General features: G+C 63.3%; 20 protein-coding genes. 8 read left to right on the top strand and 12 right to left on the bottom strand.

Going from position 1 to position 15,678, the window contains the following annotated elements; genetic code table 11:
* Positions 1–293 precede the first annotated feature (293 nt).
* Together K675_RS0113695 and K675_RS0113690 are read left to right on the top strand one after the other, a co-directional pair.
* Positions 294–602, top strand: a complete 309-nt coding sequence (locus K675_RS0113695) for a hypothetical protein (RefSeq protein ID WP_017904084.1) — start codon at positions 294–296, stop codon at positions 600–602.
* Positions 603–885: 283 nt separating this feature from the next.
* Positions 886–1,098 carry a cold-shock protein gene (locus K675_RS0113690; protein ID WP_017904083.1) on the top strand — a complete coding sequence of 71 codons (213 nt, stop codon included), beginning with the start codon at positions 886–888 and terminating at the stop codon, positions 1,096–1,098.
* A gap of 83 nt (positions 1,099–1,181) precedes the next feature.
* Here K675_RS0113690 and K675_RS0113685 read toward each other — a convergent pair whose 3' ends face one another.
* The 10 genes from K675_RS0113685 to K675_RS0113635 form a co-directional block, all read right to left on the bottom strand.
* Entirely contained in the window at positions 1,182–1,505 is a 324-nt protein-coding gene (locus K675_RS0113685; RefSeq protein WP_026145173.1) for an I78 family peptidase inhibitor, read from the bottom strand.
* 170 nt (positions 1,506–1,675) lie between these two features.
* Positions 1,676–1,981, bottom strand: a complete 306-nt coding sequence (locus K675_RS0113680; RefSeq protein ID WP_017904081.1) for a hypothetical protein — start codon at positions 1,979–1,981, stop codon at positions 1,676–1,678.
* Between the two features lie 94 nt (positions 1,982–2,075).
* Positions 2,076–3,104: a nucleoside hydrolase gene (locus K675_RS0113675; protein WP_017904080.1), complete on the bottom strand. Its 1,029-nt coding sequence runs from the start codon at positions 3,102–3,104 to the stop codon at positions 2,076–2,078.
* Between the two features lie 28 nt (positions 3,105–3,132).
* A complete protein-coding gene (rbsD, locus tag K675_RS0113670; protein WP_026145172.1) occupies positions 3,133–3,537 on the bottom strand; it encodes a D-ribose pyranase in 405 nt (134 codons plus the stop codon).
* Positions 3,534–4,454 (bottom strand): ribokinase, encoded by a 921-nt coding sequence (gene rbsK, locus K675_RS0113665; protein WP_017904078.1) that lies wholly within the window; start codon positions 4,452–4,454, stop codon positions 3,534–3,536. The genes rbsD and rbsK overlap by 4 nt, the downstream gene beginning before the upstream one ends.
* A gap of 55 nt (positions 4,455–4,509) precedes the next feature.
* Positions 4,510–5,520, bottom strand: coding sequence for a LacI family DNA-binding transcriptional regulator (locus K675_RS0113660; RefSeq protein WP_017904077.1), 1,011 nt, complete (start codon positions 5,518–5,520; stop codon positions 4,510–4,512).
* 3 nt (positions 5,521–5,523) lie between these two features.
* Positions 5,524–6,501 (bottom strand): ABC transporter permease, encoded by a 978-nt coding sequence (locus K675_RS0113655; protein ID WP_017904076.1) that lies wholly within the window; start codon positions 6,499–6,501, stop codon positions 5,524–5,526.
* On the bottom strand, positions 6,498–8,051 hold the full coding sequence (locus tag K675_RS0113650) for a sugar ABC transporter ATP-binding protein (RefSeq protein WP_017904075.1): 1,554 nt from the start codon (positions 8,049–8,051) through the stop codon (positions 6,498–6,500). Before K675_RS0113650 ends, K675_RS0113655 begins: the two co-directional genes overlap by 4 nt.
* A 54-nt stretch (positions 8,052–8,105) precedes the next feature.
* On the bottom strand, positions 8,106–9,050 hold the full coding sequence (locus tag K675_RS0113645; protein ID WP_017904074.1) for a sugar ABC transporter substrate-binding protein: 945 nt from the start codon (positions 9,048–9,050) through the stop codon (positions 8,106–8,108).
* 232 nt (positions 9,051–9,282) lie between these two features.
* A complete protein-coding gene (locus tag K675_RS0113635; RefSeq protein ID WP_017904072.1) occupies positions 9,283–9,750 on the bottom strand; it encodes a hypothetical protein in 468 nt (155 codons plus the stop codon).
* 371 nt (positions 9,751–10,121) lie between these two features.
* Here K675_RS0113635 and K675_RS0113630 point away from each other — a divergent pair, with 371 nt between their 5' ends.
* Positions 10,122–10,322 carry a DUF1654 domain-containing protein gene (locus K675_RS0113630; protein WP_017904071.1) on the top strand — a complete coding sequence of 67 codons (201 nt, stop codon included), beginning with the start codon at positions 10,122–10,124 and terminating at the stop codon, positions 10,320–10,322.
* A gap of 3 nt (positions 10,323–10,325) precedes the next feature.
* A complete protein-coding gene (locus tag K675_RS0113625; RefSeq protein WP_017904070.1) occupies positions 10,326–11,015 on the top strand; it encodes an endonuclease in 690 nt (229 codons plus the stop codon).
* Positions 11,016–11,323: 308 nt separating this feature from the next.
* Here the strand turns inward: K675_RS0113625 and K675_RS0113620 are convergent, their stop codons facing one another.
* Complete coding sequence (locus tag K675_RS0113620; protein WP_232434430.1) at positions 11,324–11,662, bottom strand: SPOR domain-containing protein; 339 nt, start codon at positions 11,660–11,662, stop codon at positions 11,324–11,326.
* 255 nt (positions 11,663–11,917) lie between these two features.
* On the opposite strand from K675_RS0113620, the gene csrA reads away from it, so the two are divergent.
* The gene (gene csrA, locus K675_RS0113615; RefSeq protein WP_017904068.1) at positions 11,918–12,112 is read left to right on the top strand and encodes a carbon storage regulator CsrA; all 195 of its coding nucleotides are present in this window, start codon (positions 11,918–11,920) and stop codon (positions 12,110–12,112) included.
* A 61-nt stretch (positions 12,113–12,173) separates the two neighbouring features.
* On the opposite strand, the gene bkdR is transcribed toward csrA, so the two are convergent.
* Positions 12,174–12,662, bottom strand: coding sequence for a Bkd operon transcriptional regulator BkdR (bkdR, locus tag K675_RS0113610; protein ID WP_017904067.1), 489 nt, complete (start codon positions 12,660–12,662; stop codon positions 12,174–12,176).
* A gap of 195 nt (positions 12,663–12,857) precedes the next feature.
* Between bkdR and K675_RS0113605 the strand changes: the two genes are divergently transcribed.
* From K675_RS0113605 to K675_RS0113595, 3 genes are all read left to right on the top strand, one after another.
* Positions 12,858–14,093, top strand: coding sequence for a 3-methyl-2-oxobutanoate dehydrogenase (2-methylpropanoyl-transferring) subunit alpha (locus K675_RS0113605; protein ID WP_017904066.1), 1,236 nt, complete (start codon positions 12,858–12,860; stop codon positions 14,091–14,093).
* A gap of 3 nt (positions 14,094–14,096) precedes the next feature.
* Positions 14,097–15,152, top strand: a complete 1,056-nt coding sequence (locus K675_RS0113600) for an alpha-ketoacid dehydrogenase subunit beta (RefSeq protein ID WP_017904065.1) — start codon at positions 14,097–14,099, stop codon at positions 15,150–15,152.
* A partial coding sequence (locus tag K675_RS0113595) for a biotin/lipoyl-containing protein (RefSeq protein ID WP_017904064.1) occupies positions 15,153–15,678 on the top strand: 526 nt, incomplete at its 3' end.

Here is a 15,678-nt window from a genome sequence, read left to right as displayed (position 1 = left end):
ACCCCTGCCGCACAGTGGCAGGAGCCGCAAGGCCAACCGGAAACGAACCAGAGTGACTGGAGTTCAAGAAAGTAAGGTTGATGGCGTGGCCTCGCGCAGGGGAACCCCGCTACGACGCCCAATACAGCCAAGTCGGGCATGCTAGCACAGATGAACGGTCATCGCCTCGCCGCGAACGCAAACTGCTAAAGTTCCACAGGTTTCATGTTCCACCGGTGAACTTGAGTGGCACTGACGCCCTCAAACCCCCTGCAAGCGACGTAAGTTCGCGTTCTATCCAAAGGAGTATTCCCATGCGCCTGACTCACCTCTTCGCCCTCGCCGCGCCGATCGCCCTGCTGCTGCCCCTGAGCGCGCAGGCCGCCTGGCCGGCTGGCCAACGCGACGCCTACATGAAGGACTGCACCGCCGCCGCCAACAAGAGCGTCGACCTCAAGACCGCGCAGCAGCATTGCGCCTGCAGCGCCGACCAGCTCAACGACAAGTTCACCACGGCCGAACTGTCCGAACTGATGCACCCCAAAGACCCGAACAAGGGCCCCAGCAAGGAACTGCAAACCAAGGCGCTGAACGTCGTCGCGGCCTGCCGGGTCGCCAAATAATCCGCTGATTCTCCGGGTTTTGCCGGGCTTCAGAGCGCAAAAGCAGTTTTTTCACACATTTTATGCAGTTTTTACGGCTTTTTTTGTCAGCCCCGTTTTTCGCTGAAAGCCTTTGAAACCGGGGCTTTCAGCCGACCGAGGCGGTAAAGAAAGCGCGACTGATTGGCAATCAGCCGTTGCAGGGGGCTCCCAAGCCGAACATTTCGACTATGATAGCCCGGTGTGCCCAGTTGGCCTGAGCAGCACAGCACTACTGAAAATATATGTTTCTTGGAGATACACCATGTCTAATCGCCAAACCGGCACCGTAAAATGGTTCAACGATGAAAAAGGCTTCGGCTTCATCACTCCTCAAGGTGGCGGTGACGACCTGTTCGTACACTTCAAAGCTATCGAAGCTGACGGTTTCAAAAGCCTGAAAGAAGGCCAAACCGTATCCTTCGTGGCTGAGAAAGGCCAAAAGGGTATGCAAGCTGCACAGGTTCGTCCGGAGTAAGTTTCCGCGAACTTAAAAAACCCCGCCTTCATCCGGCGGGGTTTTTTATGGGCCCAGGAAAGGCCTGCGGGAAAAGCGGCCAATCAGCCGCAGTTGACCCGCTCGATCTTGCCGGTACGGTCGGCATTGAGGTTCAGGCGGTCGGAGCGATACTCCAGGGTGATCATGTCATCGGGCCCCACCACCCGCGCGGTCTGTGCGCCACTACGGCTGCGGGCCTGCTCCAGCAACTGGGCAGAGGCCTGCTTGCCGACCGCGAACTCGGCGCCTTTGGCTTCGCAGCGACCGCTGTCGTTCTGGCTGACGGGCTCGTTGCTACTGGCCGGCGTGGAGCCGGTGTTCGTCGAGCAACCGGCCAGGACCGACATGGCGAAAACCGCCCCCAAAGATGCAAGCTTCCAAGGCATGAAGCCTCCTTGTGAAAAAATAGGTAGAGTGCGTGCGACCGCCATTCGGGCGATTGGTTGCATATTGCCAGACGGAGGAACCGATTCTGGCAGCAACACCCGACAAGTCTGCCTGAGCCACTGCCCTGCTGGCACATTCAATCGTGACTGAATATGAACGGTTTGTGAAATCAGTAGATGTCGATGTAGTCGAACGGCGGGTTGGGCCAGTTGTCCTTCAACGCATTGAATACCTGCTGGACCCACACCTCATCGGCAGCCGCCACCTTGCCGACATAGCCGGAACCGGCCGCCCAGGTCTCCAGGCGAAACAGCAGCCCCTCGATATCACGCCCGCCGACCACCCCGCTGGACAGGTAGGCGATGCCCGAGCGGGTCACCCGCAACTGGGTGTGCTCGTCATCACTGGCCGAGGCGAGCAGTTGGCGCACGGCGTCGAGGGTGAGATTGTCGGGGTTGTTCAGGTCGATCTGCACGGCGGTTTTCCCGAAGAGGCAAAACCGCAGTGTGGCACGTTGCCGGGCCTTGTGCCCAGCGAACCCGCAGACAGGCGCCTGCGGGTGACAGGGCTTACTTGAGACGGCCCAGGCGCGCCGTCAGCAGATCGAAGAAGCCCTGGGCGTCGCCGTTCTCGACCCAGAACACGTTCTTGTTCTGCTTCAGGCCGTCATACCAGTCGACGATGGTCTGGCCGAAGGTCGGGCCTTCACGGCTGTCGACCACCATGTTGACCGCACGCCCGCTGAACAGCGAAGGCTTGAGCAGGTAGGCGATGACGGTGGCGTCGTGCACCGGGCCACCGGGAATGCCGTAGTGCTCCATGTCGCCCTTGACATAGTCGTTGAGGATATCGCCGACCACCTTGCTCGCATTGTTGTTCAACGCGGCGATCTTCTTCAGGCGCTCGTCGCTGGTGAGGATCTTGTGGGTCACGTCCAATGGCAGATAGGTCAGCTTGACGCCGCTCTTGAGCACCACTTCGGCGGCCTGCGGGTCGGCGAACAGGTTGAACTCGGCCACCGGGGTGATGTTGCCACCGTTGAAGTGCGCACCGCCCATGACCACCACTTCCTTGATGCCCTGGGTGATTTCCGGATCCTGGATCAGCGCCAGGGCCAGGTTGGTCTGTGGCCCTAGCATGGCGATGGTGATGCTGTGGGGCTTGGCCGCGCGCAGGGTGTCGATCAGGTAGTTGACCGCATTGCCCTTGGCCAGCGGCGCCTTGGGTTCATGCACGGTGACCCCGGAGATGCCTTCCTTGCCGTGGATGTTCTCGGCATAGATCGGCGTGCGCAACAGCGGCCGCGGCGCACCGGCGTACACCGGCACCTCTTCGCGCCCTGCCCACTCACGGGCCAGACGGGCGTTACGCGAGGTCTTGTCCAGGCGCACATTGCCGGCGACGGTGGTCAGTGCGCGGATGTTCAGTTCTTCCGGCGAGGCCAGGGCGAACAGCAGGGCCACCACATCGTCGGCCCCCGGGTCGGTGTCGATGATCAGGTCGATCTTTTCCGCCGCCTGGGCGCCGGTAGCGGTGAGCAGGGACACGATCAGCAGACTCCTGAACCAGCGTGAAAAGTTCTGAGCGTAGCGTTGCATGGTGCACTCCTTGTGCGCGATGGGAAAATCAGAACGTCACACCCGCGACCAGGATGACGTTGCTGTAGGGCTGGCACTCGCCAGTACGTACCACGGCCTTGGCCTGGCGACTGAGTGCCTTGAAATCTTCGTGACTGAGCAGGCGCCGCTGGCCCAGGTCGCCCTGGAGGGTCAGCGCTTCCAGATGCTCCAGCGCCGGTGGACGCTTTTGCAGGATCTCGTCGGCCAGCACATGGCTTTCCACCTGCATCTCGCTGAGCACCACGCGCAGGGTGCTGACGAAATCGGGGACCCCCTGGGTCAGGGCCAGGTCGATCAGTTCAACGCCCGGCGGTACCGGCAGACCGGCATCGCCGATCACCAGCATCTCGCCATGGCCCAGCGAGGCGATCAAGCGTGACAGGGCAATATTGAGCAACGGTGCTTTTTTCATGACAGTTTGAACCCCTGCACTTCGGACAATTGCGGAATGGATGGTTGCGCACCAGCGCGCGTGACCGACAACGCCGCCGCGACCTGGCCAAAACGGATCGCCTCGGCCTCGCTCTTGCCGGCCGCCAGCGCCGCGGCAAAGCCACCGACGAAGGTGTCGCCGGCCGCCGTGGTATCCAGCGCCCGCACCTTCGGTGCCGGGAAATGCGTGAAGCCCTGGCCATCGGCGAACAGCGAGCCCTGGGCCCCCAGGGTGATGATCACCTTCCCCGCCCCGGCCGCCATCAACGTCGTCGCGGCCGCTTCGGCCGAGGCCTGCGAATCCACCGGCAGGCCGCTCAGGGCCGAGGCTTCGCTTTCGTTGGGGATCAGGTAGTCGATCGACGCATACCAGTCGGCCGGCAACGGCGCGCTGGCCGGTGCCGGATTGAGGATCACGGTCTTGCCCAGTTCGCGGCCGCGCTTGAGCGCGTAGCCGACGGTGTCCAGCGGCACTTCGAGCTGGCAGATGATCACGTCCGCCGCCTGCAGCACCGCGTCGAAGCCCTTGACCACCTCGGTGGTCAGCCGGCCGTTGCCGCCGGCGACGATGACGATCGCATTCTGGCTGCTGTCATCGACCACGATCAGCGCCACCCCGCTGGAAACACCCGCCACCGCGGTGACCGCCTGGCAATCGATGCCCTCGACCAGCAACGCGTCACGCAATTGCTGCCCATAGGCATCATCACCGACGCAGCCGACCATCGACACCTGCGCGCCCAGGCGCGCCGCCGCCACGGCCTGGTTGGCGCCCTTGCCGCCGGGCACGGTGCCGAACGACTGACCGATCAGGGTTTCACCTGCGCGCGGCAGTCGCTCGGCCCGGGTGACCAGGTCCATGTTGAGACTGCCAATGACCACTACTTTTGCTTGCATGCCTCTGTACTCTTGAATTCAGTTCGGTCGACGCCAGGTGTGCTGGCCCGACGTTTCAGGCTAAACCGTCCGCTACCGCTGCCGTGGACTCACGCATGACGATGCTCGGCACCACGATACGCTGGTCCAATGCCAGTTCCGGGGTCGCGATGCGCCGCAACAGCAACTCGGCGGCCGTCTCGCCCAGCTCCAGGATCGACTGCCCTACCGTGGTCAGCGCCGGGTAGACGTAGCGGCTCATGCGAATGTCGTCGAAACCGATGACCGACAGTTCGCCGGGCACCCTGATGCCCCGCTCCGCCGCCGCCCTCAGCGCACCGATGCCGAGCATGTCGTTGCCGGCGAAGATCGCGCTGGGCCGCTCGCCATCGAGCAGCTTCGCCGCCGCCAGGTAGCCCCCGGTACTGGTGAAGTCGCTGGCCACGATCCACCTGGCCGGCACCTTGACCTTGGCCTGCTGCAGCGCCCGGTGATAACCGGCCAGGCGCAACTGCGCGACGCTGGTGTCCTTCGGCCCGCCGATGTGGGCGATGGCCCGGTGCCCCAGTTCCAGCAGGTGCCGGGTCGCCAGGTAGGCGCCCTCCTCGTGGTCGATGCGTACCCGGTCGGTCTCCATGCCGTCGATGTCGCGGTCGACGATCACCATCGGCGTACGCACCGCCGACAGGCCGGCGGCAAAGCTGTCGTCACCGCCGGTAGAGGCGACGATCAAGCCGTCGACGCGCTTCTCCAGCAGCACCCGCAGGTAGTTGCGCTGCTTGTCCGGATCATCGTCGGAGTTGCAGAGGATCACGCAGTAATTGTTGCGCTCGCAGTAATCCTCGATGCCCCGCGCCAGCTCGGCGAAGTACGGATTGAGGCTGTTGGGCACCAGCAGGCCGATGGTCGCGGTGGACTTGGCCTTGAGCGAGCGCGCCACGGCACTGGGCACGTAGTCGAGTTCGGCGATCGCCGCCTCGACTTTCAGTCGCACCCGTTCACTGACCGGCCGGGTCTTGTTCACCACGTGGGACACCGTGGTGTAGGAGATCCCGGCCAGCGCGGCCACGTCCTTGATGGTCGCCATGACTCAGCCCCGCCGACGGGCGCGTTGGCTGCGATAGGTGTCGAGCACCACGGCAATGACGATCACCGCGCCGGTGATGATCCGCTTGGTCGGCTCGGTCGCCCCGATCTGCGCCAGGCCCGCGGCCAGCACGGAGATGATCAGCACGCCGAAGAAGGTGCTGATCACCGAGCCGCGCCCGCCCATCAGGCTGGTACCGCCGATCACCACCGCGGCGATCACCTGCAGCTCCAGGCCGGAACCGGCGTTCGGGTCGGCCGCTTCCAGGCGCGAGATCTGGAACAGCGCGGCGATACCCGCGAGCAGGCCCATCAGGCTGAACACCAGGATTTTGTAGGGTTTGGGGTTGATCCCCGCCAGGCGCACGGCTTCCTCGTTGGTGCCGATGCCGATCAGGTAGCGACCGAACACGGTGCGGGTCAGCACCAGTTGCGCGGCGATGATCACCAGCAGCGCGATGATGAACGACGGTGAAATGCCGAAGGCGATCGGGTTCGACAGCCAGGCGAACGCATCACCGATGTAGGCGGTGCGCGAGCCGGTCATCTGGTAGGCCAGGCCCCGGGCCATTTCCAGCACGCCGAGGGAGACGATGAACGACGGAATCCGCCAGGCCACGGTGATCGAACCGGTGATGGTTCCCGCCAGGGCGGCGCAGGCCATGCCCAGCAGCGCCGACGGCAGCACGCCCCAGCCCCAGCCCAGCACCGCGACGCTGACGGCGGAACCCGCCAGGGCCAGCACCGAGCCCACCGACAGGTCGATGCCGCCGATGATCAGCACGAAGGTCATGCCGACCGCCAGCACCATCAGGTCGGGAATCTGGTTGGCCAGGGTGCTGAAGGTGTCGTAGGACAGGAAGTGGCTGCTCAGGCTGGAGAACAGGATGATCATCCCCAGCAAGGCGCCGGCCAGACCCAGGTAGGTCCCGAGGCCATAGAAGTTGCGACCGGCTTTACCGGCCGAAGGTACGGTTTTCATAGGGCATCCCTAGGCGCCGCGTCATTGAGCAGCGCATCACGTTTCTGGTAGCCGGCAAACGCGGCGGCAAGCAAATCATCCTGGGTCCAGCGGTCGCGCTCGAAGGTCTCGATCAGGCGCCCGGCCGAGAGCACGCCGATGCGATCGCAGATCAGCATCAGCTCGCGCAGGTCGCTGGAAACCACCACCAGCGCCTTGCCCTGGCGGGTCAGTTCGCCGAGCAGCGCGTAGATATCGAATTTGGCGCCGACGTCGATCCCGCGTGTCGGCTCGTCGAACAGCAGCACCGAGCAGTCGCGCTCCAGCCAGCGGCCGATCACCACCTTCTGCTGGTTGCCGCCGGACAGCTCGGAGACCAACTGGTCCGGGCTGGAACTGCGAATGCGCATGGCCTCGATCTGCCGCCGTGCCAGCGCGGTTTCGTCGCGACCATTGACCACGCCGCCGCTGGAAATCGCCGGCATGTTGCCTAGGGCGATGTTGGCGCTGATCGACTGGGTCAGCAGCAGGCCCTCGCCCTTGCGGTCCTCGGTGATCAGGGCGATGCCATGGCGCACCGCGTCGACCGGCGAACGCACGTCGACCACCTTGGCCGGCGTGCCCAGCGCCACGGTGCCGCTGTCGGCGACATCGGCACCGTAGATCAGCCGCAGCAACTCGGTACGCCCGGCGCCGATCAGCCCGGAGATGCCGTAGATCTCGCCGGCGCGCACTTCGAAGGACACGTCGAAGACCTTGTCCGCCCGGCTCAGGCCCTTGACCGTCAGGGCCGGCGCGCCGATCTTGCGCTCGCCCAGGTCGATGTGTTCGCCCAGTTCGCGGCCGACCATCAGGTTGACCAACTGCTCGCTGTTGTAGTTGGCCATCGGCTCGACACAGACCAGGTTGCCGTCGCGCAGTACCGCAATGCGCTGGGCCACCCGCGCCAGCTCTTCGAGCCGGTGGGAGATGTAGATGATCGCCACGCCGCGGGCCTGCAGCCGGGTGATCTGCTCGAAGAGCATTTCGACTTCGCGGGCGGTGAGCATCGCGGTCGGCTCATCGAGAATCAGCACATGGCAATCGCCGATCAGGTTGCGGGCGATTTCCACCATCTGCTGGTGGCCGATCCCCAGCTCACCGACCAGGGTGTCAGGGTCGATGGCGTCCAGGCCGACCTGGGCCATGGCCTCGATGGCGGCCTGGCGCAGCTGCTTGCGGCTGATCCAGCCACCTTGGCTGGGCAGGTTGTCGAGAAACAGGTTTTCCGCCACCGACAGGGTCGGCAACAGATTGAGTTCCTGCATGACCATGCGCACGCCCTGCTCTTCAGCCTGGGTACGACTGCCGGGGGCATAAGGCTGGCCGTTGAAGTGCATCTGGCCGGTGGTCGGTGTGACCAACCCGCCGATGATCTTCGACAGCGTACTCTTGCCCGCGCCGTTCTCACCGGTCAGCGCCAACACTTCGCCCCGCATCAGCGTCAGGTCGATGTTGCTCAGGACAGGTTGCGCATAGGTCTTGCCGATACCGCTGACCGACAGGACAGCGCTCGGTGCGGAAGATGACATAGGAAAGTCTCCGGGCGCCCGCTCAGGACGAGCGGGCGCGGCTGTAGCAGGGAATTACTTTTTCAGGACCAGTTCGACCGGGGTTTCGATCACACCATCAACGGCATCGACCTTCTCGCCCTTGACCAGCTTGAGTGCGTTCTGGATACCGAACACGGCCTGCTGGGCCGCGGCCTGATCGGCGGTGGCCAGCACGCGGCCGTCCTGCAGCATCGGTTTGATCGCCTCGATGTTGTCGTAGCCGACCACCTGCACCTTGCCCGCCTTGCCGGCGGCACGCACCGCGGACACGGCGCCCAGGGCCATGTTGTCGTTACCGGCCAGCAGGGCCTTGAGGTCCGGGTATTCGCTGAGCATGGCGGAAGCGACCTTGTTGCCCTGGTCGATTTCCCAGTTGCCGGACTGGGTGGAGACGATCTTCATGCCGGCGGCATCCATCGCGTCCTTGAAGCCGGCGGTGCGCTGCTGGGCGTTGGTGGTGGTCGGTACGCCCTCGATGATGCCGACCTTGTCGCCGGAGGTCAGGGTCTTGGCCAGGTAGTCGCCGACCAGGCGGGCGCCCTTGCGGTTGTCCGGGCCGACGAAGGGGATGTCGAGGTTCTTGCTCTTGAGCACCTGCGGATCGAGGCGGTTGTCGATGTTGACCACCTTGATGCCGGCGTCGGAGGCTTTCTTGAGGACCGTCACCAGGGCCTTGGAGTCGGCCGGGGCGATCACCAGGGCATCGACCTTGGACAGGATCATCTGGTTGACGATATCGATCTGGGCGGCAGTGTCGGTTTCGTTCTTGATCCCGTTGGTGATCATGTCGAAATCGGCGGAGTGGGCTTTCTGGTAATCCTTGGCCCCATCCTGCATGGTGACGAAGAATTCGTTGGCGAGGGATTTCATGACCAGGCCGACCTTGGGCTTGGCCGCGTCAGCGAAGGCCGACGACATCGGCAAGGTGGCAGCGAGTACGGCGACAGCGAGCAGACGACCAGCGAATGGCAACTTCATGGGGTTCACTCCGGATCTTATGATTATCGTGAGCAACGTCGGCAGCGCCACAGGCTCCCTCCACGACAGTGGAGAGGCCGGAAAACAGACCGCGCAAACGTTTGCGTGAAACGAACTATGCGAACCTCATCGACATTTGTCAACGGGCTTGCGTGCGCTCGATCCAGAGAATAGTCGTGAACCGACCACCGGGCGCGATACCCGGCGGCCAGGAGAGGCTTTGGGGGAGACGTTACGCGGTGGTGCTGACCAGCGAGCCGGAACTGCCGGACTTGGCTTCCTTGGTCAGCGCCGCCAGCAACGCCGCCGCCGTGGTCATCAGGGCACCATTGACGGTGCTGATCTGACCCTGGATACCCATCAACGCGGTGGTGCGGGCATCGTCCGACGGGTAGGAAGCCTTCTCAGCGGCCGCCAACTGCTGCTGAAGTTCGCGCAGTTGTTGCTGCAATTCCTTCATGCGCTTCTGCAGCGCCTTGACCGCGGCGTTGTGACCACCACCGGAGCTTTCCTCGGCAGCACCGGTCGCTTGCGCACTGCCGCCGCCCGCGCGGACCTTGCCGTCCTTGCTGTCGGCCTCATTGCTGTCCTTGACCGCCTTGTCGATCTCACTCGTCATGGCGATGGTTTTGGACTCCGTCGAACCGGCGGTGTGACCGTTGATCTTCAGGCCGCCGGGAGAAGGAAAACCTACTGACATGGTAAGAACCTCGGAAAATTTCTGTACCGGCCTATCGGCAGCAGCCTGCTGAACTTTAGCCATGATGTACGAGTGTGCATCCCGTATCGATACAAACATCCTGCAACTTATGGGCTTTGCACTCACCAGGGGCCGCGAAAAACCTCACTCATCGGGCTGGCATTCACCGACATTCATCCCACGGCAAATCCTTATAATTTTTCCTACAGCTGACGCCAAATCATAAAAAGCGCTGTCAGAAACGCTTCAAATCTCCCTGACGGTTGCGAAACTGCCTACAGTTAAATACTGTATGCACGTACAGCTCAATTAAGGATTGTTTCGTGGCAAACCCAACTTCAGCCTCCGCCGCCCTCAGCTCCTACGAGCGCATGGGTCTGCGCGTACAGAAAATCATCAACTCCCAATCCGCCCAGCAGGCCAAGGCCGCGCTGATCTTCCGCATGCCGGACGAGCCCTGCGAGGAATGGGAGCAGTTGCTCGAAGAGATCGACGAGAACGACAACGTCACCCTCGCCTACCGCGACGACGGCGGCGTGCAGATTTTCTGGACCGTACCCCGGGAAGACTGAGCCATGCGTCTGCCAGTCATCGCCCTGCTCGGCCTGTGCTGGGCGCTGCCAGCTCAGGCCGATGCGCCACGAACCTTCAGCGAGGCCAAGAAAGTCGCCTGGAAGCTGTATGAGCGACAGTCCACGGAGTTCTATTGCGGCTGCAAATACACCGGTAACCGGGTCGACCTCAAGGCGTGCGGCTACGTGCCACGCAAGAATGCCAACCGTGCGGCGCGCATCGAGTGGGAACATATCGTCCCGGCCTGGCAGATCGGCCATCAGCGCCAGTGCTGGCAACAGGGCGGACGCAAGCAGTGCACCCAGAGCGATCCGACCTACCAGCGCGCCGAAGCCGACCTGCACAACCTGGTGCCGAGCATCGGCGAGGTGAACGGCGACCGCAGCAATTTCAGCTTCGGCTGGCTGCCGGAGCGCAAGGGCCAGTATGGTTCCTGCCTGACCCAGGTCGACTTCAAGGCCAAGAAGGTCATGCCGCGGCCGTCGATCCGCGGCATGATCGCCCGCACCTACTTCTACATGAGCAAGCAGTACGGGTTGCGCCTGTCGAAACAGGATCGCCAGTTGTACGAAGCCTGGGACAAGAGCTACCCGGTGCAGGCCTGGGAACGCCAGCGCAACCAGCACGTGGCCTGCGTCATGGGGCGCGGCAACGAGTTCGTCGGCGCGGTGGACCTCAAGGCCTGCGGCTGAGACTCCTGAGGACACCTCGCCCCTTGTAGGAGCCGGGCTTGCCCGCGAAGGGGACCTAGGCTCTGTCTGAAAAATCTTGATACTCGGTGATGCTGCGTTGAAAACCGCCTCGGAATGCTCATTTACTCCAGTAAAGTCGGGCGCGACCCCGGCCGTTCCTCGGCGGTTTTCGCCTTGCCTGACCTTCGTCTCAAGACTTTTCAGACAAAGCCTAGAGGCCGCCAAAAGCTTCGCGGGCAAGCCACGCGCCTACAAGGGCGTGTGGATACCGGAATGGGCGCACGACCTCGACCCGGTAGGGATGAGCCTCAAGGCTGCGCCTTGTGCTCCACCACCTCCGATTGCATGTTCTGCTTGTCGGCCAACTGGGCCTTTTTCTGCTCGGCAATTTCCTTGGTCGCGAACGGACCGGCGATGACCTGACCATCATCGAGGATCTTGAACGGGAAGCCATGCTCGATCAGCCACGCGGTCCAGTCGGTCAGCGCCTTGGACTTGTCGTCCTTGATCAGCAGGTCCCAGCCGCCCACCGGCGCGGCTGCAGCCACTGGTGCCACAGCCGCCTTGGCCGGCTGGACCTTGTTGTCCGAACCGTCGCCGCAACCGGCCAGCACCACGAATGCCATCATCACTGCTATTCTGCGCACAGAGCGTCTCCCGTAATCGTCAGTTAATGTGATTTTATCACCTTACAGCCTGTCTCAGCCTTGTAGATCTGCCCTGCTATCCCCTTATCAGGCTGAATTACCGACGATTTTCCGGTGCCGGGGAATTAAATGGAATGAAATGACGTCTGTAATGAACCACCCGCTCGGATCGACTTGGCGGTATTCTGTATGTAAGACCTAAGCCAGGAATGCCTGAGAAAGGCACTTCAGTAGTAACAATCAAGGAGTAAAGACATGCTGATACTCACCCGCAAATGCGGTGAAAGCATCAATATCGGTGACAACATCACGATCACGATCCTGGGCGTCAGCGGCCAGCAAGTGCGTGTCGGCATCAACGCCCCCAAGGATGTTGCCGTGCACCGTGAAGAGATCTACCAGCGGATCCAGGCCGGTCTGTCTGCCGGAGAAAAGAAAGACAACCTGTAACAAGTCGAACTCGTCAGCCCTGACATCCGGGGTCGCGGCTGACGAAAGTCCCATCCTTTCCCTACATCGCCAGCGTCAGGCCGCCCGCCGGCAACGGCAGTGCCGTTTTGTAGCGCACCTGCTTGAGCGCAAAGCTGGAGCGGATGTTCGCCACACCCGGCACCTTGGTCAGAAAGTCCATCATGAAACGCTCCAGCGCCTGGATGGTCGGCACCAGTACGCGGATCAGATAGTCCGGGTCCCCCGCCATCAGGTAGCACTCCATCACTTCCGGCCGGTCGGCGATCGCCGCCTCGAAGTGCTGTAGGGCCTCCTCCACCTGTTTTTCCAGGCTGACGTGAATGAACACATTGACGTGCAGGCCTAGCAGGTCGGCATCGAGCAGGGTCACCTGATCGCGGATCAGCCCCAACTCCTCCATCGCCCGTACCCGGTTGAAACACGGGGTCGGCGACAGATTGACCGAACGGGCGAGGTCCGCGTTGGTGATGCGGGCATTCTCCTGAAGGCTGTTGAGAATGCCGATATCGGTGCGATCCAGTTTGCGCATGAGAGAAAATCACCTGTTTTTTATGCTTATGCAGATTTTTTATCTGCAAATAATCTCAGGCGCAACCAAACAGAGAGAAATATTCTCCTACGACCGGCCTATGATTGTTGTAGGACAAGATTTCCCTTACCCAGGGAATGATTGCCAGCTCGCGCGCCCACTACAAGAAATTCACAAGATAGAGCGTAGAAAGCCATGACCACAGCGTACCCACCGCTGCGCCTGCACGTACCCGAACCCTCGGGACGGCCGGGCTGCAAGACCGACTTCAGCTACCTGCGCCTGACCGATGCCGGCCAGCTCCGCAAGCCGCCCATCGATGTCGAACCCGCCGATACCGCCGACCTGGCCCGTGGCCTGATCCGCGTGCTCGACGACCAAGGCCAGGCCCTTGGTCCCTGGGCCGAAGACGTGCCCGTGGAGATCCTGCGCAAGGGCATGCGCGCCATGCTCAAGACGCGCATCTTCGACAGCCGCATGGTGGTCGCCCAGCGCCAGAAGAAGATGTCGTTCTACATGCAGAGCCTCGGCGAGGAAGCCATCGGCAGCGCCCAGGCCCTGGCACTGAACATCGACGACATGTGCTTCCCCACCTATCGCCAGCAGAGCATCCTGATGGCCCGCGAAGTGCCGCTGGTGGACATGATCTGCCAGTTGCTGTCCAACGAGCGCGATCCGCTCAAGGGCCGGCAACTGCCGATCATGTACTCGGTCCGCGACCACGGTTTCTTCACCATCTCCGGCAACCTGGCCACCCAGTTCGTGCAGTCGGTGGGCTGGGGCATGGCGTCGGCGATCAAGGGCGATACCAAGATCGCCTCGGGCTGGATCGGCGATGGCGCCACCGCCGAATCGGACTTCCACACCGCCCTGACCTTCGCCCACGTCTACCGCGCCCCGGTGATCCTCAACGTGGTCAACAACCAGTGGGCGATCTCCACCTTCCAGGCCATCGCCGGCGGTGAGGCCACCACCTTCGCCGGACGCGGCGTCGGCTGCGGCATCGCCTCGCTGCGAGTCGACGGCAACGACTTCATCGCAGTGTATGCCGCCTCGCGCTGGGCCGCCGAACGCGCCCGACGCAACCTCGGCCCGACGCTGATCGAGTGGGTCACCTACCGCGCCGGCCCACACTCCACCTCCGACGATCCGTCCAAGTACCGTCCTGCCGACGATTGGAGCCACTTCCCCCTGGGCGACCCGATCGCCCGCCTCAAGCAGCACCTGATCGCCCTCGGCCACTGGTCCGAAGAGGAACACGCCGCCGTCAGTGCCGAGCTTGAAGCCGAGGTCATCGCCGCGCAGAAGGAAGCCGAACAGTACGGCACCCTGGCCGGCGGGCAGATGCCCAGCGCCGCGACCATCTTCGAGGACGTCTACAAGGAAATGCCCGACCACCTGCGTCGGCAGCGCCAGGAACTGGGGTTATAAGCCATGAACGATCACAGCAAACTGCAAACGGAGAACGCCGTGGCCACCAGCACCATGACCATGATCCAGGCCCTGCGCTCGGCCATGGATGTGATGCTCGAGCGCGACAGCAACGTGGTGGTGTTCGGCCAGGACGTCGGTTACTTCGGCGGCGTGTTCCGCTGCACCGAGGGCCTGCAGGCCAAGTACGGCACCTCGCGGGTGTTCGACGCACCGATCTCGGAAAGCGGCATCGTCGGCGTGGCAGTGGGCATGGGCGCCTACGGCCTGCGCCCGGTGGCCGAAATCCAGTTCGCCGACTACTTCTACCCCGCCTCCGACCAGATCGTCTCGGAAGCGGCGCGCCTGCGCTATCGCTCGGCCGGTGAATTCGTCGCGCCGATGACCCTGCGCATGCCTTGCGGCGGCGGCATCTACGGCGGCCAGACCCACAGCCAGAGCCCGGAAGCGATGTTCACCCAGGTCTGCGGCCTGCGCACCGTGATGCCATCCAACCCCTACGACGCCAAGGGCCTGCTGATCGCCGCCATCGAGAACGATGACCCGGTGATCTTCCTCGAGCCCAAGCGCCTGTACAACGGCCCGTTCGACGGCCACCACGAAAAGCCTGTCACCCCCTGGTCGAAACACCCGGCCAGCGCCGTACCGGATGGCTACTACACCGTGCCGCTGGACAGCGCGGCAATCACCCGCCCCGGTAGCGAAGTGACCATTCTCACCTACGGCACCACCGTCTACGTGGCCCAGGCCGCCGCCGAGGAAACCGGTGTCGATGCCGAAGTCATCGACCTGCGCAGCCTGTGGCCGCTGGACCTGGACACCATCGTCAATTCCGTGAAGAAAACCCGTCGCTGCGTGGTCGTCCACGAAGCCACCCGCACCTGCGGTTTCGGCGCCGAGCTGATCGCGCTGGTGCAGGAGCACTGCTTCCACTACCTGGAGGCACCGATCGAGCGCGTCACCGGGTGGGACACGCCCTACCCGCATGCGCAGGAGTGGGCGTACTTCCCCGGCCCGGTACGGGTCGGGGCGGCATTGAAACGGGTCATGGAGGTCTGAATGGGTACTCACGTCATCAAGATGCCGGACATCGGCGAAGGCATCGCGGAAGTGGAGCTGTCCCAGTGGCACGTGCAGGTCGGCGACCTGGTCGTCGAGGACCAGGTGCTGGCCGATGTCATGACCGACAAGGCCATGGTCGACATTCCCTCGCCGGTGCACGGCAAGGTGATTGCCCTCGGCGGCCAGCCGGGTGAAGTCATGGCGGTCGGCAGCATCCTGATCAGCATCGAGGTCGAAGGTGCCGGCAACGTGCGTGAAGGCAGCGAAGCACCCGCCGCCAAGGCCGCACCGGCCCCCGTGCAGGAAAAACCGGTCGAAGTCGAAGCCGTCGAGCCGGTCGCCAAGCCGGCAGCGACCCCCGCGCCGACCCGCGCGGCACCGGTAGCCCGCCAGCCCGACGAACGCCCATTGGCCTCGCCGGCGGTACGCAAGCGCGCCTGGGATGCCGGCATCGAGCTGCGCTTCGTCCACGGCAGCGGCCCGGCCGGGCGCATCCTGCACGAAGACCTCGACGCCTACCTGG

This window comes from Pseudomonas fuscovaginae SE-1, assembly GCF_000364705.1.
GTDB lineage: Bacteria > Pseudomonadota > Gammaproteobacteria > Pseudomonadales > Pseudomonadaceae > Aquipseudomonas > Aquipseudomonas fuscovaginae_A.
Note: the sequence above shows the minus strand (reverse complement) of the source record. Positions and strands in the feature narration are given on the sequence as shown.

Excerpts from the sequence above, each read along its gene's own strand:
- K675_RS0113695 (WP_017904084.1), top strand. The coding sequence starts at position 294 with ATGCGCCTGACTCACCTCTTCGCCCTCGCCGCGCCGATCGCCCTGCTG.
- K675_RS0113690 (WP_017904083.1), top strand. The coding sequence starts at position 886 with ATGTCTAATCGCCAAACCGGCACCGTAAAATGGTTCAACGATGAAAAA.
- K675_RS0113685 (WP_026145173.1), bottom strand. The coding sequence starts at position 1,505 with ATGCCTTGGAAGCTTGCATCTTTGGGGGCGGTTTTCGCCATGTCGGTC.
- K675_RS0113675 (WP_017904080.1), bottom strand. The coding sequence starts at position 3,104 with ATGCAACGCTACGCTCAGAACTTTTCACGCTGGTTCAGGAGTCTGCTG.
- rbsD (WP_026145172.1), bottom strand. The coding sequence starts at position 3,537 with ATGAAAAAAGCACCGTTGCTCAATATTGCCCTGTCACGCTTGATCGCC.
- rbsK (WP_017904078.1), bottom strand. The coding sequence starts at position 4,454 with ATGCAAGCAAAAGTAGTGGTCATTGGCAGTCTCAACATGGACCTGGTC.
- K675_RS0113660 (WP_017904077.1), bottom strand. The coding sequence starts at position 5,520 with ATGGCGACCATCAAGGACGTGGCCGCGCTGGCCGGGATCTCCTACACC.
- K675_RS0113655 (WP_017904076.1), bottom strand. The coding sequence starts at position 6,501 with ATGAAAACCGTACCTTCGGCCGGTAAAGCCGGTCGCAACTTCTATGGC.
- K675_RS0113650 (WP_017904075.1), bottom strand. The coding sequence starts at position 8,051 with ATGTCATCTTCCGCACCGAGCGCTGTCCTGTCGGTCAGCGGTATCGGC.
- K675_RS0113645 (WP_017904074.1), bottom strand. The coding sequence starts at position 9,050 with ATGAAGTTGCCATTCGCTGGTCGTCTGCTCGCTGTCGCCGTACTCGCT.
- K675_RS0113635 (WP_017904072.1), bottom strand. The coding sequence starts at position 9,750 with ATGTCAGTAGGTTTTCCTTCTCCCGGCGGCCTGAAGATCAACGGTCAC.
- K675_RS0113630 (WP_017904071.1), top strand. The coding sequence starts at position 10,122 with ATGGGTCTGCGCGTACAGAAAATCATCAACTCCCAATCCGCCCAGCAG.
- K675_RS0113625 (WP_017904070.1), top strand. The coding sequence starts at position 10,326 with ATGCGTCTGCCAGTCATCGCCCTGCTCGGCCTGTGCTGGGCGCTGCCA.
- csrA (WP_017904068.1), top strand. The coding sequence starts at position 11,918 with ATGCTGATACTCACCCGCAAATGCGGTGAAAGCATCAATATCGGTGAC.
- bkdR (WP_017904067.1), bottom strand. The coding sequence starts at position 12,662 with ATGCGCAAACTGGATCGCACCGATATCGGCATTCTCAACAGCCTTCAG.
- K675_RS0113605 (WP_017904066.1), top strand. The coding sequence starts at position 12,858 with ATGACCACAGCGTACCCACCGCTGCGCCTGCACGTACCCGAACCCTCG.
- K675_RS0113600 (WP_017904065.1), top strand. The coding sequence starts at position 14,097 with ATGAACGATCACAGCAAACTGCAAACGGAGAACGCCGTGGCCACCAGC.